Origin of the sequence: Streptomyces sp. NPDC093221, assembly GCF_044753885.1 — a bacterium.
Classification (GTDB): Bacteria; Actinomycetota; Actinomycetes; order Streptomycetales; family Streptomycetaceae; genus Actinacidiphila.
In genome coordinates this window covers 309,069-324,515 of the sequence record NZ_JBIVOA010000003.1, presented here as the reverse complement: position 1 = coordinate 324,515, position 15,447 = coordinate 309,069, and the positions used below count along the sequence as shown (strand labels likewise).

General features: G+C 72.9%; 8 protein-coding genes and 2 pseudogenes. 4 read left to right on the top strand and 6 right to left on the bottom strand.

Going from position 1 to position 15,447, the window contains the following annotated elements; genetic code table 11:
• Together ACIQCJ_RS13415 and ACIQCJ_RS13410 are read left to right on the top strand one after the other, a co-directional pair.
• Entirely contained in the window at positions 1 to 1,716 is a 1,716-nt protein-coding gene (locus tag ACIQCJ_RS13415; RefSeq protein ID WP_402711427.1) for an ABC transporter transmembrane domain-containing protein, read from the top strand.
• Entirely contained in the window at positions 1,713 to 3,596 is a 1,884-nt protein-coding gene (locus tag ACIQCJ_RS13410; RefSeq protein WP_402711426.1) for an ABC transporter ATP-binding protein, read from the top strand. Before ACIQCJ_RS13415 ends, ACIQCJ_RS13410 begins: the two co-directional genes overlap by 4 nt.
• Before the next feature lie 34 nt (positions 3,597 to 3,630).
• On the opposite strand, the gene ACIQCJ_RS13405 is transcribed toward ACIQCJ_RS13410, so the two are convergent.
• Complete coding sequence (locus tag ACIQCJ_RS13405) at positions 3,631 to 4,830, bottom strand: cytochrome P450 (protein WP_401856531.1); 1,200 nt, start codon at positions 4,828 to 4,830, stop codon at positions 3,631 to 3,633.
• Between the two features lie 281 nt (positions 4,831 to 5,111).
• Between ACIQCJ_RS13405 and ACIQCJ_RS13400 the strand changes: the two genes are divergently transcribed.
• On the top strand, positions 5,112 to 6,572 hold the full coding sequence (locus ACIQCJ_RS13400; RefSeq protein ID WP_401856530.1) for a SpoIIE family protein phosphatase: 1,461 nt from the start codon (positions 5,112 to 5,114) through the stop codon (positions 6,570 to 6,572).
• Positions 6,573 to 6,638: 66 nt separating this feature from the next.
• Here the strand turns inward: ACIQCJ_RS13400 and ACIQCJ_RS13395 are convergent.
• The 5 genes and pseudogenes from ACIQCJ_RS13395 to ACIQCJ_RS13375 all read right to left on the bottom strand — a co-directional run.
• Positions 6,639 to 8,183 (bottom strand): annotated as a pseudogene (locus tag ACIQCJ_RS13395) (glycoside hydrolase family 3 C-terminal domain-containing protein); the annotation flags it as partial.
• A 657-nt stretch (positions 8,184 to 8,840) separates the two neighbouring features.
• Positions 8,841 to 10,187 (bottom strand): annotated as a pseudogene (locus tag ACIQCJ_RS13390) (discoidin domain-containing protein); the annotation flags it as partial.
• Positions 10,188 to 10,466: 279 nt separating this feature from the next.
• Complete coding sequence (locus tag ACIQCJ_RS13385) at positions 10,467 to 11,318, bottom strand: alpha/beta fold hydrolase (RefSeq protein ID WP_355341694.1); 852 nt, start codon at positions 11,316 to 11,318, stop codon at positions 10,467 to 10,469.
• Positions 11,315 to 12,211: an acyl-ACP desaturase gene (locus tag ACIQCJ_RS13380; RefSeq protein ID WP_402711425.1), complete on the bottom strand. Its 897-nt coding sequence runs from the start codon at positions 12,209 to 12,211 to the stop codon at positions 11,315 to 11,317. Before ACIQCJ_RS13380 ends, ACIQCJ_RS13385 begins: the two co-directional genes overlap by 4 nt.
• A 108-nt stretch (positions 12,212 to 12,319) precedes the next feature.
• Entirely contained in the window at positions 12,320 to 13,555 is a 1,236-nt protein-coding gene (locus tag ACIQCJ_RS13375; protein WP_391045830.1) for a hypothetical protein, read from the bottom strand.
• 264 nt (positions 13,556 to 13,819) lie between these two features.
• Here ACIQCJ_RS13375 and ACIQCJ_RS13370 point away from each other — a divergent pair, with 264 nt between their 5' ends.
• Positions 13,820 to 15,442, top strand: coding sequence for an XRE family transcriptional regulator (locus ACIQCJ_RS13370; protein WP_401856526.1), 1,623 nt, complete (start codon positions 13,820 to 13,822; stop codon positions 15,440 to 15,442).
• The last annotated feature ends 5 nt before the right edge of the window (positions 15,443 to 15,447 follow it).

Genomic DNA, 15,447 nt, shown 5'->3' with positions numbered 1-15,447 from the left:
ATGGCCGACACTTTCTCCCCACCCACCCCGGGGGACATCCGAAGCCCTGTCCGCTTCCTGCTGTGGCTGGTCAGAAACCAGCCCGGCCGGGTCGCGGCCGGGGCGACCCTCGGCACCGTGTGGATGCTCGGCCTGGCCGTACCGCCCTATCTGCTCTCCCGCGCCGTCGACGACGGTCTCCGACCGCGCGACCACACCGCGCTGTTCGGCTGGGCCGCGGCGATGTTCGGCGTCGGGGTGCTCAACGCGTTCATCGGCATCGCCCGGCACCGCACCATGACCAAGGTGCGGATGGACGCCTCCTTCCGCGTCGTACGCGCCACCGTCCGGCGGGCCACCGAACTGGGCGCCACGCTGCCGCACCGGATGAGCGCGGGCGAGGTGGTGGCGATCGGGATGGCCGATGTCATGGTGATCGCCCAGTCGTTGACCGTCACCGGGCCCGGAATCGGCGCGGCCGTCTCGTATCTGGCGGTCGCCGCCGTGCTGCTGTCCATCTCGCCGCTGCTCGCCCTCGTGGTGCTGGCCGGTGTGCCGATGGTCGCCGTCACCGTCGGCCCGCTGCAACGCCGCCTCCAGCGGGTCGGCACCGGCTACCGCGACGAGCAGGGCGAACTGACCGCGCTGCTGGTCGACGTGGCGACCGGGCTGCCCGTGCTCAACGGCCTCGGCGGCAAGGACGTCTACGCGGCCCGCTACCGCCGCCGCTCGCAGGCGCTGCGCGACCAGGGCTACCGGGTCGGCTCCGTCACCAGTTGGGTCGGCGCGCTCGCCGTCGGGCTGCCCGCCCTCTTCCTCGCCCTGGTCACCTGGCTCGCCGCGCGCATGGCGGCCGACGGCTCGCTCGCCATCGGCGAACTGGTCGCGGTGTACGGCTACGCGGCCATGCTCGTCGTCCCGGTCTTCTTCTTCATCGAGGGCGGCAACGACGTGGCCCGCGCGCTGGTCGCCGCCCGCCGCGTGACCGGCTTCCTCGCCCTGACGCCGGAACAGTCCGACGGCGCGCACCCGGTGGCCGCCCCGCCGTCGCCCGCCGCGCTGCGCGACCCGCTCTCCGGCGTCGTCGTCCGCCCCGGCGTCCTCACCGCGCTCGCCTCCGCCCGCCCCGCCGACACCGCCGCCGTCGTGGAACGCCTCGGCCGCTTCGCCGCCTCCGACGCCGAGTGGGGCGCCCTGCGGCTCGACACCGTCGCGCTGCGCGAGACACGCGAGCGCCTCCTGGTCGCCGACAACGATGCCGTGCTCTTCAGCGGCACCGTCCGCGAGGCCGTCTCGGGCCGCGCCGACCCGGACGACGCCGCCGTGCGCGCCGCGATCCGCACGGCCGCGGCCACCGACATCGTGGACGCGCTGCCCGCGGGCCTCGACTCCTCCCTCAGCGCGGGCGGCCGCAATCTCTCCGGCGGCCAGCGCCAGCGGCTCCGGCTGGCCCGCGCGGTCTGCGCCGACCCCGAAGTGCTGCTGGCCGTCGAACCCACCTCCGCGGTGGACACCCACACCGAGGCCGCGATGGCCACCGGGCTGCGCGCCGCGCGCACCGGCCGGACGACGGTGGTCACCACCACCTCGCCGCTGGTGCTCGACCGGGCCGACGAGGTCGTCTACCTCGTCGAAGGGCGCGCGGTCGCGGTCGGCCCGCACCACGAACTCCTGCACACCGAGCCCGGCTACCGCGCGCTGGTCTCGCGCGGCGCACAGGAAGAGGCGATCCGATGACCGCGCCGAGCGACCCGCCCGCGGCGGACACCGAGCCGTCCCGGCGGGACGGCGTCCCCGTGCCGCGCCCTGCCGCCGGTACCGAAGTCCTGACCGCGCCGGGGGAGCCGCCCGCCGGGCAGGCGCCCGCCGCCCTGTCCGCCGCGCTCCCCGTCGCCGACCGGGAGCGGGTGCGGCGCGCCGCCGTCGGCGAGCTCGCCGCCGACAAGCGCGCGTTCTCCGCGGTCCTCGGCCTCAACGCGCTGGCCGCCGCGGCCGGCCTCGTCAGCCCATGGCTGCTGGGCAGGATCGTGGACACGGTCAGGGGCTCGACCGGCCACGCCGCGGTGTCCACCGTGGACCGGCTGGCGGTGGCCATCGTGGTCGCCACGGTCGTCCAGACGGTGCTGTCGCGCTACGCGCTCAACCTCGCTGCCCAGTTCGGCGAGCGCGCCGCCGCGCGGATCCGCGAGCGCTTCGTGGACCGTACGCTCGCGCTGCCCGCCGCCGTCGTGGAACACGCGCCGACCGGCGACCTCGCGGCGCGCGGCACCACGGACATCGACGTCGTGGCGACCACGCTGCGCAGCGACGTGCCGACCGTGCTGATCGCCACCATGCAGGCGCTGTTCATCATCGTCGCCGTGCTCGCGCTCGACCCGCTGCTCGGCCTGTGCGGGCTGTCCTGCCTGCTGGTGATCGCGGTCGCCACCCGCTGGTACCTGCGCCGCGCGCGGACCGCGTACCTCGCCGAGGGCGCGGCCAACTCCGTACTCGCCGAAGTCCTCGCGGCGACCGCGGGCGGCGCCCGTACCGTCGAGGCCCTCGGCCTCCAGGAGCGGCGGATCGCCACGGCGGAGGCGGCCATCGCCGGCGCCGGACGCGCCCGCCTCGGCACCCTGTGGCTGCGCTCGGTGTACTTCCCGAGCGTCGACATCTCGTACGCGCTGCCCGTCCTCGGCGTGCTGCTCGTCGGCGGCGCGCTGTACGACCACGGCGCTGTCTCGCTCGGCACGGTTGTCGCCTCCGCGGTCTACCTGCGGCAGCTCGTCGGGCCGCTGGACACGATCTTGATGCGGGTCGAGCTGTTGCAGAGCAGCGGCGCCTCGTACGCGCGGGTCGAGGGCCTGGACATGCTGCCGCGTACGCGCACCGACGCCGACGCGGTACCGGCCGACGACCGGATCGAGGTCAGCGGCGTCCGCTACTCCTACGACCACGTCGGCGACATCCTGCACGGCGTGGACCTCGACGTGCGGCCGGGGGAGCGGCTGGCCGTCGTCGGTCCCTCGGGCGCGGGGAAGTCGACGCTCGGCCGGCTGCTGGCCGGGATCGACCGGCCGCGGGCGGGCTCGGTCACCGTGGGCGGGGTGCCGGTCGCCGACCTGCCGCCGGACCGCCTGCGCCGCCAGATCGTGCTGGTCACCCAGGACCACCACGTCTTCCGCGACACGCTGCGCGACAATCTGCTGATCGCCCGGCCCGCCGCCACCGACCAGGAGCTGCGCGCCGCGCTGGACGCGGTCGACACCGGCTGGGCCGACGACCTGCCCGACGGCCTCGACACCCGCCTGGGCGGCGACGGCCGCCACCTGGACGGCGCCAGGGCGCAGCAGCTCTCGCTGGCGCGGGTGATCCTCGCCGACCCGCACACGGTGATCCTGGACGAGGCCACCGCCCTGCTGGACCCGGCCACCGCCCGCAGCACGGAACGCGCGCTGGCGACCGTGCTGGAGGGCCGCACCGTCATCGCCATCGCCCACCGGCTCCAGACCGCCCACGACGCGGACCGCGTCGCCGTCATGGAGGCCGGGGTCGTCACCGAGCTGGGCACCCACGACGAGCTGGTCACGGCCGGCGGCGGCTACGCGGCGCTGTGGCACTCCTGGCACGGCGAGTAGCCCGCCGTCACCGGCGGGCCACTCGGGGGCGGTGTCACCAGCGCACCGGCAGCCGCTCGGGACCCCGGATGAGCAGGCCGCCGCGCCATTCGAGCCCGGCCGGGTCCGCGTCGAGCGCCAGGCCGGGGAAGCGGTCCAGCAGGCCGCGCAGCGCGATCCTGGCCTCCAGGCGGGCCAGCGGCGCGCCCAGGCAGTAGTGGATGCCGTGCCCGAAGGCGATGTGGCCCCGGGCGTCGCGGCGGATGTCGAAGCGGTCGGGGTCGGGGAAGCGCGCGGGGTCGCGGTCGGCGTCGGCGAGCGCGACCAGCACCAGGCGCCCGTCACCGGGGATCACCGTGCCGCCCACCTCGACCGGAGCGGTCGAGAAGCGGTAGGTGGGCGTCTCCACCGGGCCGTCGTAGCGCAGGATCTCCTCGACCGCGCCCTCCATCAGACCCTCCGGGTCGGCGCGCAGCGCGGCGAGCTGCTCGGGGTGGGTGAGCAGGGCCAGGACCCCGTTGGAGATCAGGTTGACCGTGGTCTCGTGGCCCGCGACCAGCAGCACCCAGGCCATGCCCAGCAGCTCCTCGGCGTTGAGCCGGTCGCCGTCCTCGTCCGCGGTGTGGATCAGGGCGCTCATCAGATCGTCGCCCGGCCGCTCGCGCTTGTCGGCGACCAGGCGGACGAGGAAGTCGTTCATCGCGTCCGCCGCGTCCGCCCTGGCCCGCGCCGACGAGGTGGACAGCGCGATGTTCGACCAGGTCCTGAACTGCTCGCGGTCCATGAAGGGCACGCCGAGCAGATCGCAGATGACCGAGATCGGCAGCGGGAAGGCCAGCGACTCCACCAGGTCGCCGCGGCGCGAGGGCTCCTTCGCCATCGCGTCCAGCATGCCGTCCGCGAGCGCCTGGACCCGCGGCGCCATCGCGTCCACCCGGCGGGGGGTGAACTCCCGCGCCACCAGTTTGCGCAGCCTGCTGTGCACCGGCGGATCGGTACTCAGCATGGACAGGCCGGACGCCACCGTCCGCACGCCCAGTTCCGGCGCCGCGTTGGACCACACCTTCGACAGCCGGGCGTCGTTGAGGAGCGCGCGGCCCGCCTCGTACCCGACGACCAGCCACGCCTCGTGGCCCTCGGGGATCACCACCCGGTGGACCGGCCCCCGCGCGCGCAGCTCCGCGTAGACCGGATACGGGTCGCGTCTGAACTCCTCGCCGAGCGCGCCGAGATCGACGACGGCGTCCGTGGTCATACGTGTCCTCCCCGGGGGACAGCGGCCGGGAGTCCGGCCGGAGGCTGGGCAGCGTGCCGAGGGGACGTTACGGCGTCACGGGCCGTCGCACCGCGTGTTCGGGGCTTCCCGCCGGGAGATCGGCGCGATCCCGCCCCTGGCCCCGGCGCGCGCCTCATCCGTATCCCGCGTATCTTCCCGCCCCACCGCTGTCCAGGATCACCGGATACGTCTGTGACGTAGGCTTTTGTCATGGGCTCGGGCTGCGGGACAGCGCCGTGCCGAACCGAAAGTGGGCCGGAATGGACGTCGTGTACGCAGGGGGGCCGAACGTATCCGGCCGCCTGCTCGCTCGCGTCGCGCGTGTCGTGCCCTCCGCCGTGCTGGTCGGAGCGGGCTCCGCCATCGTCGGCACCGCCCCCGACGGTCACTTCGGGCTGGCCCTGGCGGTCGTGCCCTTTCTGGCCGCCGCGGTGCACTCGGTCACCGTCACCGCCGTCCTCGGCGCCCTCACCGTCGCGATGTACGCCTCGCTGCGGCACTGGCTGACCGAGGGCACCGACCTGTGGCTGGTCAAGCTGGCGTTCCTCGCCGCCTCCGCCGTGGTCGCCGTCCTGATCAGCCAGGCCAGGGTCAGGGCGCAGCAGCTCACCCGCAGCCGCGACATCGCCCTGGGGCTCCAGCAGGGTCTGCTGCCGCACAAGGTGCCGCGCAACAGCGCCGTGGACGCCAGCTACCGCTACGTGCCCGCCGACACCGCGGCGGGCGTCGGCGGCGACTGGTTCGACGTGATCCCGCTGTCCGGCACACGGGTCGCGCTCGTCATGGGGGACGTGGTGGGCCACGGCATCCACGCGGCGGCGATGATGGGGCGGCTGCGTACCGCCGTGCACACCCTCGCCGACCTCGACCTCGCGCCCGACGAACTGCTCTCCCGCATGGACGACCTGGCGGTACGCCTCGCCGACGACGACGCGGACCGCGAGCTGGGCGCCACCTGCCTGTACATGGTCTACGACCCCATCTCGCGGCAGTGCACGGTGGCCAGCGCGGGCCACACCCCGCCCGCGTTCGTCCACCCGGACGGCCGGGTGGAATTCCAGCGGCTCGCGGAGAATCCGCCGCTCGGCGTCGGCGGCACGCCCTTCGAGAGCAGCACCCTCACCCTCGACGAGGGCACGGTCGTGGCGCTCTACACCGACGGCCTGCTCGACCTGCGCCACCAGGGCACCGACGCGGCCGTCGCCGCCCTCGCGCGGGCCCTGCTGCCCGCCACCGACAGCCTCGACGCGCTGTGCGACCGCGTCTGGTCGGGGCTGCCCGCGGAACACGACGACGACGTGGCGCTGCTGCTGGCCCGCACCAGGACCCTGGACGGCGCGAACGTCGCGAGCTGGGAGTACCCCGCGCTCCCGGAGAGCGTCCCGGCCGCCCGCGCCGCTGTCATGGCCCGGCTGGAGGAGTGGGGCCTGTCCGACCACGCCTTCGCCACCGAACTGGTGGTCAGCGAACTGCTCACCAACGCCGTCACCCACGCCCGCGGCCCGGTCTCGCTCCGGCTGATCAGGGACGCGGGGCTCATCTGCGAGGTCTCCGACGGCAGCGACACCTCGCCGCACATGCGGCACGCCCAACTCCTGGACGAGGGCGGGCGCGGCCTCTACCTCATCGGGCAGCTCGCCGACCGCTGGGGGACGCGCTACAGCGAGGACGGCAAGACGATCTGGGTCGAGCAGCACGTCCCAGCCCTGAGCGGGGCCTGAACGGGCAGCGCCCCCCGTCGGCCGGAAGCCGACGAGGGGCGCTGCGATCTCACGAACCGGTGCGGTCTACCAGCTCGTCAGACCGGCACCGTAGGGGTAGAGCGGATTCCCGTACGTCGTCGGCACCGTCTGACCGGCGTCGATCTTCGCCCGGATGTCGGCCCGCTCGGCCGCGGTGGCGCCGAGGTCGTAGGGCAGGTCCCACGCCTCGTTGGCGTCCGCCTGATTGTCGCCGCCACCGGGCTTGAGCACCTGGTCGAGGCTTCTGGGCAGCTGCCAGGGCAGCTTGCCGCGCGGGGTGTAGTCGCCGAAGAGCAGGCTGGCCGTCGCCGGTCCGACCTCCTCACCGCCGCGGTAGGTCACCACGATGGCGTCGGCCAGGTTGTTCCAGTCGCTCATGACGATGGGTCGGGGCAGGGTCAGCACGACCACCACCGGAATTCCCTGGTTCTTGAAATTCTGGATGAGGGCGAGCTGGTCCGCCGGGAGATACGGCTGGGTGTCGGGCCACGAGGTGGCGTGGGTGTACGACGGTTCGCCGACCGCCACGACCGCGAGCTTCGGGGCCGGTCCGGTGTCCTGGTAGACGTTGACACCGGCCGTCGCCGCTCTCGCCTTGATCGCGTCGAGCACGGTCAGCGAGCCGTAGTCCGGGTGGAAGTAGCTGGACCAGATGCAGCACGCGGCGCCGTCGGTCGCCCGCGGACCCGCGACCACGATGTTGTCACCGGAGTTGAGCCTGATCGGCAGCACACCGTTGTTCTTCAGCAGCGTGTTGGACTCCCGCGACGCCTGGTTGGCCAGCGCCGTGTAGCTCGGCTGGTGGAAGCGGTACGGGCCGTTGACCGGGTCGCCGTACGGGTGGTCGAAGATGCCCAGCTCGAACTTGAGCTTCAGGATGCGCGTGACCGCGTCGTTGATCCGGGCCAGCGGCACGCTGTTCTCGAAGCTCGCCATGGTGAAGTCGGCAGCGCCCGGGTCGGCGCCGCCCATCACGTCGGAGCCCGCGTTGGCCGCGTTGATCCAGGCCGTCGACGGCAGCCAGTCCGTGGTGATCAGACCGGTGTAGCCGAGATTCTGCCGCAGGTAGGTGAGGATCTTCGCGCTGTCGCCCGCGCCGGGACCGCCCGGGTCGAGATACGAACTGCCCGCGTAGCCGGGCATGATGTTGACCGCGCCCGCCTCCATCGCGGCCTTGAACGGGATCATGTGGTACTTGATCGTGACCCCGTCGTAGACGATGCCGGCCTCGCCGCCCGCGCCCTCACCGGGCCAGTGCTTGACGGTGGCGAGCACCGAGCCGGGGTTCAGCTCCGGGCCGCCCTGCAAACCGGCCACCAGCGCCCGCAGTTGGGCCGCCGCCACATCGGCGTTCTCGCCGCCGCCCTCCTGGATCCGCGGGTACAGCACCTTCGTGCCGACCTCGGCCAGCGGGGACAGCGTGCCGCGCGCGCCGACCTCCAGCTCCTCCTTGCGCTGCATGTCGCCGAGCTTGTAGTCGAGCGGATAGTCCTTGCCCGCCGCCAGGGTGCTCTGCAACGGATACGTGGTCTGGTAACCGGCGGTGGTGTCACCGGCCGAGACCGGCGGGATGCCCAGCCGGGTGGCCGCCGTGGACTTCAGGACGTTGTCCAGGTCGGCGGGTTGCGCCGGTCCGAAGTGCCAGCCGGACATCGGGTACGACTGGACGTTGTAGAACATCTGGAACGCCTTCTCCTCCAGCGTCATCCGCCCGAGGAGATCACCGACCCGCGTGTCGACCGGCAGCCGCCAGTCCTCGTACGGCTCGATGGAGCCGTCCTTGTTGAGGTCCCGCGCGCCGTTGATGATGCTGATGCCGTCGGCCGCCTGCTTGACGTCGGGCAGGTAGACGCTGAACGTGCGGATGTTGGACGTGGTCTTCGCGCCCGAACCGCTGACCGAGACGACGAACCACTTGTATGTCCAGCGGTCGGTGATGTCCCAACTCGGCGTGTAGGTGGTGCCGGTGGGCTCGGCGACCTTGGTGTAGAGGTCGAGCAGATTGCCCGACGCGGTGAAGTCGTAGTCGGTGCGGCTGATGTTGAGCCACACCTCGTAGTGCGCGGCGCCGCCGACGGCCGCCCAGCTCAGCGCGGGACGCCGGGTGTTGGTGACCATGGCCTTGTCGGCCGGTGCGGACAGCGCGAACTGGTTGAGCGTGGCCGGGGCCTTGGTGGGCGCCGAGAGCAGCGGCGGGGTCGCGGTGGAGTTGTCCACCGTGCCGTAGACCTGGAACTCCCAGAGCGAGTAGCCGTATCCGGTGGCGCGGGCCGTGCCGGTCAGCCGGACGTAGCGGCCCTGGCCGGTGACGGGCAGCCGCTCGATGCCGCCGGGGCCGTTGGCCGTGGTGTAGATCGGCGTCCACGCCGTGCCGTTGTCCGAGACGTCGATGTGGTAGCCCTTGCCGTACGCCGACTCCCAGTTGAGCACGATGCCGCTGATCTTGCCGATGTTGCCGAGGTCGACCTGGATCCACTCGTTGTCCGTGGAGAGGCTGGACCAGCGGGTGGTGGTACGGCCGTCGAGAGCGGCGGCCGGGGCGTTGCCGCCCTCGTACGACGAGGCCGACACCTGCTTGTAGGCGGAGATCACCGTGCCGGAGAAGTCACCGCCGCCGCCGTTGGTGGGCGGGGTGGTGGTGCCCCCGGTGCCGCCGCCGGTCCCGCCGCTCCCGGTGGTGTACACCTGGAACTCCCAGAGGGAGTAGCCGTATCCGGTGGCGCGCGCGGTGCCGTTCATCCGGACGTAGCGCCCGGTGCCGCTGACCGTGAGGTTCTGGGTGCCGCCGGTGCCGGTGGTGGTGGAGTAGACGTCGGTCCAGGTGGTGCCGTTGTCCGAGACCTGGATCTTGAAGGCGGTCGCGTAGGCCGCCTCCCAGGTGAGACCGACCTTGCAGACCGCCTGCGAGGAGCCGAGGTCGACCTGGAGCCACTGCGGGTCACCGGCCGCGCTGGACCAGCGGGTGCCCGCGTTGCCGTCGACGGCCGCGGAGGCGGGGGTGCCCGCGTTCTCCGTGGAGGACGCCGTGGCCGGGTGGTTGAGCGCGGCGTTGGCGGTGCCGCAGGTGCCGCCCGCGGCTCCGGTCGAGCCGTAGACCTGGAACTCCCAGAGGGAGTAGCCGTATCCGGTGGCGCGCGCGGTGCCGTACATCCGGACATAGCGCCCGGAAGCGTTTACGGAAAGGGTCTGCTTTCCGCCGGGTCCCGTCGTGGTCGAGTAGGCGTCGGTCCAGGTCGTGCCGGTGTCGGAGACCTGGATCTTGAAGGCGGTGGCGTACGCGGTCTCCCAGTTGAGGCTGACCGAGCTGATGGTCGCCGACGCGCCGAGGTCGACCTGGAGCCACTGCGGGTCACCGGCCGCGCTGGACCAGCGGGTGCCGACGTCGCCGTCGACGGCGGCCGAGGCGGGGGTGCCCGCGTTCTCGGTCGAGGAGGCGGTGGCGGTCTTGCCCTGGGACAGCAGGGTGTCGGCCGCGTGCGCGGTACCGGTCGTGGTGCCGATGGCACCGCCGGTCGCCAGGGCCGCCGCGAGGGCGACGGCCACCAGCGGTCTGCGCCGTCTGACGGACCTCAGAAATGTGGACAGGAGGCTCATGTGCATCTCCACGTGGGGGTGTGATGACTCTGATCACCGTGGAGGCCGTCGCCGGACGGGCGACGGGCGGCAGGCGGCGGCATCCACGGTGGCGGCTGCGAATTGCTCCGGACTCGTCGCACAATGGCCGGAGATGACGGCGGAGAGCGCTCTCCGTGGGAGTCTCTTGCAACGCCTGAACAGTGTCAATCCCCGTGACAGCGCCGGAGCCAACGCCCGTATGGATAACGGTTTTTGGGGTCGGAGTCGGCCTGTTTTCCGGATCGCGGCGGGTCCGGTTCAGCGGGCGGCGGGGTGGTTCGCGAGCTGTCCGAGGATCAACTCGGCCAGCAGGTCGGGACGTTGCTCCGGCAGCCAGTGCGTGCCGCCGACGAGCGGGTGGAAGGCGTAAGGTCCCGCCGCCCAGCGCTCGGTCAGCCACGCCGACCGCGCGCTGATCACGGCGTCCGCCGTACCCCACACGAACAGGGTGGGAACCGACACCGGCGCGGCCCGCAGCCCGCGGGCCGCCTCGCGGGGGAGCGCCCGGTACCAGCCGAGCGCGCCGGTCAGCGCGGCCCGGTCGGTCACGAACCGCCGCGCGTACCCGAGGGCCGTCGCCTCCTCCAGGCCGAGCCGGCGCAGCCAGCGCGCCCCGGTGTGCCCGCGGTCGTGGGTGATCACCGCCTCGGGCAGCCAGGGGAGTTGGAAGAAGAGCAGATACCAGGAGAGCAGGGCCTGACGGCTGGTCAGCAGCGACCGGCCCAGGGCGGCCGGGTGCGGCATCGACACGGCGGTCAGTGACGCGACCCGGTCCGGCGCCCGCTCGGCGAGCGCCCAGGCCACACTGCCTCCCCAGTCGTGCCCGACGACATGCGCGCGCTCCAGGCCCGCCGCGTCCAGCAGGCCGAGGACGTCCTCGACCAGCAGCGGCAGCCGGTAGTCGCGCGCCCGGCGCGGGCGGGCGCCGGGGGCGTACCCGCGCTGGAGCGGGGCGAGCGTCCGTACACCCGCCGCGCCCAGCGCCCGCGCGACCCGCGTCCAGCACGCCGGGCCCGCGGGGAAGCCGTGCAGCAGCACCACGGGCTCGCCGTCGCGCGGCCCCGCGTCGCCGACCGGGAACTCCCAGCCGCCGGAGCGGAACGACCTCATCGGCGCCGCCCGCCGACGGACCGGTCGGCGGCCCCGACGAGGGGCAGGCGGACCGCGGTGCTCCCGGCGGGCGCAGGGGCGGTGTCCGCCGCGTGCAGCCGGGGTCCGGCCTTGGCGAGGAAGGAGGTCATCGGCGTCACCGAGTGGTCCTCGATCAGGTCGCCGAGCACGGCGTCGGCCCGCGCGAGCCGGTCGGCGTACACCGGGTCGCGCAGCAGCGGGCCGAACACGTCGAGCCACTGGCCGAGGCCGAGCAGGTCGATGCCCGGCGGACGCCACAGCGTGGGCATCGTCAGCCGCGCGGTCCTGCGCGCGCCCGGCTCCTCCAGCAGGATCAGCGCGCAATTGCGGTAGAACTTCATGTGGTGCGACTCCTGGCGCGCGATCGCCTTCAGCAGATCGTCGAGTGCCGGATCTCCCACCAATTCGCCGATCCGCCGGTAGGTCGTCAGCGCGATGTACTCCTGCATCGCGCCCAGAACGCAGTACATCGCCTGGATGTGCGGCATGAGCAGACCGGCCGCGTACAGCGTCGGCCAGGTCACCAGTGCGCGGATGTGGCGGGTGTTGCGACGCACCGCCGACGGTTTCCTCGGAGTGCCGAGCGCCGAAGCGGCGGCGCGCAGCGCGTAACCGTGCTCGGCCTCCTCCGCCAGCCACAGGATGTTGAACTGCGCGAGCGCGTTCGCCCGGTCGCCCCGGATCGCGTGCACCTTTCTGCGCATCAGCGCGGAATCGGTCTCGACGGCCGCGAGCGCGTACAGCATCGAGGCGAAGGTGTCGTTCCCGGTACGGCGGACGGCCGCGACTCGCGAGCGCCATTGCACCGGTCCCCAGGTGAGCGCGTAGGCGTCGAAGACTTCCTGGAGCTGGTTTTCCTGGTCTTTGCGCATGAATCCCCCAGACGGATGTGGAGCGGGCTGTTCGGTGCGACCGAGTCCGTGCGAAGTGACGTCGGGCCGGTGCCAAGTGATGGCGGGCCGACGAGAAGTGACGCCTGGTCAGTACCAGACGAGGAAGAGGGAGTAGACGCCACCGGCGGTGGCGAGGAGATTCGCGGCGGCCAGCACGATGTCGCGCGGCCGGTTGAAGGGAAAGGACCGGATGTCGCGGACGCGGGCCAGGCGCCCGCTCAGCGCCTCGCACTCGGTGAAGTAGCGGCCCGCCGCCAGCAGAGCGGCGCGGTCGGCCTCCAGCCGCCGCAGCGCGATCCGCAGCCGGGCCTCCTCGCGCCGCTTGAATCCCCGGACCCAGCGCCGGGTGAGCAGCAGCGGCAGCCCGGTGTAGACGGGCAGCGCGAGCAGCCACTGGCCGACCACCGGGATCAGCACCACGACGCTGCACGGGAACGGCAGCGAGATGCCCACCGCGATCAGGGCGAAGCCGTGCAGGGCCATCGAGGTGTAGGTCGGCACCAGGACGGCGCGGGCGCGGCCCCAGCCGAAACTGCCGTCGGCGTTGGCCGGGTCGACGCCGTAGTGCAGGTCTCCGCGGAGCCGCCACAGGCACAGCAGTACGCGGCTGCCCGCGCAGTTCATGACCGCGATCCAGTAGACGCCCGCGGTGCCCACCGTGAGGTAGACGATGGCGCCGACCGGCGAGGTCTGCCAGCTCGCCCACCAGTTGGCGTACGCGGCCCTGCCCCAGGCGTGCGCCTGTCCGGCGGGCGCCAGCGCGTAGTAGATGCCCAGGCGTTTCTCGCTGAGCGAGATGACGAAGACGCAGACGAACGAACCGACGATCATGATCGGCGCCAGATTCCTTATTCGGCGAAATCGCAGATTGGTCCGGTCGATCTCGGCGTGGATCCGCGCCCGCGCGGCGGCGTTCGCCGGGACGGTGAGCGATCCGTCGCGTTCCATTCCCGGCAGCAGGTTCTCAAAGGCGGACCACTGCCGCTGGACGAGGGCCGGGGTGATCAGCAGGATGACGATCGCGCTCAGCGAGAGCAGGTCGCGCAGGAGCGGAAACCGATTTCCCGCCGACGCGTGCCGTCGGCAGTCCGGCCGGTCGAACCTGAGGAATTGGGCCAGGTCGGAACAGAGCTGCCCGCCCAGGTGCGGCATGGTCACCGCGCCGTACAGACCGGAGAACTCGAAGAGCAGGACGATGGTCACGACGGGAATTCCGCAGAGCCAGAGCCACCGGCGAGGGCTCGCGTTGATCCGTGACAGCAGAATGGGTTCCGCGGTGAAGATGTCGAATGTCTTTCCGGCAAGAGCCAGGCTGGTAGCCATGGGCGTCCCTGTCTCGGGTGGTGCGTGGCGCTTGTTGCGTGTTCCTGTGCGAAATTCCGTGCCGAATTGTCGGGTGAGGCGCTGTGCGCACAGCGTGTTCCGGGCGCGCGCCCCCTTTGTGCGCCCCGGCGATCCGGCTCGCCCTCCCGCGACTGGCCGGATTATGGCGACAGTACGGTCGGCCGGGTCTAATGTGACTGCGCGTTGCGCGGGCCGGGGGGCACTGCAATAAATACGCGACGCGTAGGGATCACCGGGGTGGCGATGGCGAACAGCACGCGTGGGCGGCCGTACGGATCGGTCGGACGGCGGCGGTCGGCCGTCCCCGCGCGTGCCCCGCTGCCGACGACCCAGGACCGCGCCGCGTGGCTGCTGCGGGTCAACCGGCTCTACGGCCGCGAACCGCGCTGGGCGAAGGGCGACTCCTTCGCCCGCTCCTTCCACGGCGGCTCCTGGCCCGCGCAGGTGAGCGTCAGCTCCATCTCCCGCTGGGAGACCGGCGTGACGAGGGTCGGCCATTCCGCGGTCCGCCGCTACGAGCAGTTACTCGGCCTGCCGCCGGGCCAGTTGACCGCCACCATCGACATCCTCCACCGGTACGCGGCCCCGTCCGCCGGAGCCGTACCGCTGCTGGCCCGCGCGCCGGGCGATCTCGGCGCGGCGGAACGGCGGGTCGACACCCTCCTGGACCGCGCCCTGGACGACGCGCCGGTCACCGGCGCCGATTGGGACGAGTTGACCGTGCTGCTCGTCCTCCACCCCCAACTGCGGCTGCGCTCACGGGACTGGACGGCCCTGGCCGAACGCCTGCTCACCGAGTCGCTGGTCTCCGACGGCCTGGCCTGGCAGCAGCGGCACGAGGCGCTGAACCGGGTGCTCGGCCACCCCTCGGGTCAGGTGGCGGCGGTCTCGGCGTGCATCGCCTGGGCGGCGGACGCCCATAACCAGGTCTTCCTCGAACCGGTCTGCCTCCTGGACTCCAGCGCGCACCCGGACGCGGCCTCTGGCGTGCTCGCCCAACTGGCCAGGCCCACCAACGACAGCGCCTTCCTCGGCGCGCTGCTGGCCTGCGTCCGCAAGGTCCGGCTCCAGCACTTCGACCGGCCGCAGTCGGCCGTGCTCGCCCGGCTGGTCAAGCAGGTGGCGTACGACGCCGACGGGCGCCAGGCGGAGGAACGCGCGCTCGCCGCGGTCGTGTCGCGCATGCTGGACGGCGCGCCGCCGTCGCTCCCGGCCCGCACCCGTACCGGTGCCGGGGAGCGGTACGGCTCCGACATCGCCGCCCGCGTCACCGCCTCCGCCCTGTCGGCCGTCTCCCGCGAGATCCCGCGCTTCACGGACCCGCTGCTGCCCCTGCTGGTCCGCGAGATGCTGCTGCACCCGGTCTTCGACATGCGCCTGTACGCGGCCATGATGGTCGCGGCCACCCCCTACCGGGCGCCGGTGGCCGCCGCGATGTCGTACGAGCTGTCCCGGCTGGCCGTCGCCCGCGATGTCACGCTCGCCGGGCGGCTGCTCGAAGCCCTGCGGATCGTCGGGGGCACGGCGGAACGGCCGCTGGTCCAGCGGCTGGCGCTCGCTCCCACCCTGCCGGAGGCGGTGGTCAGGGCCGCCACGTCGGCGCTCGCGCACATGGGCGGGGTCAGCCCGCGGTCCTTCTGGGAGAACGCGCTGGCGCTGGCCCCCGCCGCCGGCGGCGCCTCCCGCCCGGCCGGTGGGCGCGCGGCCTCCGCCGCCGTCTACGGGCTCGGCATCAGCGGCGAGACCGATCTCCTGCGGCGGGTCTCCGGCGACCTGCGCATTCCCTCCAAGACCCGCGCCGCGGCGTCCTGGTGGCTGCGGCTGCCGTCGCGGGTCAGGGCCGGCGGCGCCGCGAAGCGGGCGTGACCGCC

Excerpts from the sequence above, each read along its gene's own strand:
- ACIQCJ_RS13415 (WP_402711427.1), top strand. The coding sequence starts at position 1 with ATGGCCGACACTTTCTCCCCACCCACCCCGGGGGACATCCGAAGCCCT.
- ACIQCJ_RS13410 (WP_402711426.1), top strand. The coding sequence starts at position 1,713 with ATGACCGCGCCGAGCGACCCGCCCGCGGCGGACACCGAGCCGTCCCGG.
- ACIQCJ_RS13405 (WP_401856531.1), bottom strand. The coding sequence starts at position 4,830 with ATGACCACGGACGCCGTCGTCGATCTCGGCGCGCTCGGCGAGGAGTTC.
- ACIQCJ_RS13400 (WP_401856530.1), top strand. The coding sequence starts at position 5,112 with ATGGACGTCGTGTACGCAGGGGGGCCGAACGTATCCGGCCGCCTGCTC.
- ACIQCJ_RS13385 (WP_355341694.1), bottom strand. The coding sequence starts at position 11,318 with ATGAGGTCGTTCCGCTCCGGCGGCTGGGAGTTCCCGGTCGGCGACGCG.
- ACIQCJ_RS13380 (WP_402711425.1), bottom strand. The coding sequence starts at position 12,211 with ATGCGCAAAGACCAGGAAAACCAGCTCCAGGAAGTCTTCGACGCCTAC.
- ACIQCJ_RS13375 (WP_391045830.1), bottom strand. The coding sequence starts at position 13,555 with ATGGCTACCAGCCTGGCTCTTGCCGGAAAGACATTCGACATCTTCACC.
- ACIQCJ_RS13370 (WP_401856526.1), top strand. The coding sequence starts at position 13,820 with ATGGCGAACAGCACGCGTGGGCGGCCGTACGGATCGGTCGGACGGCGG.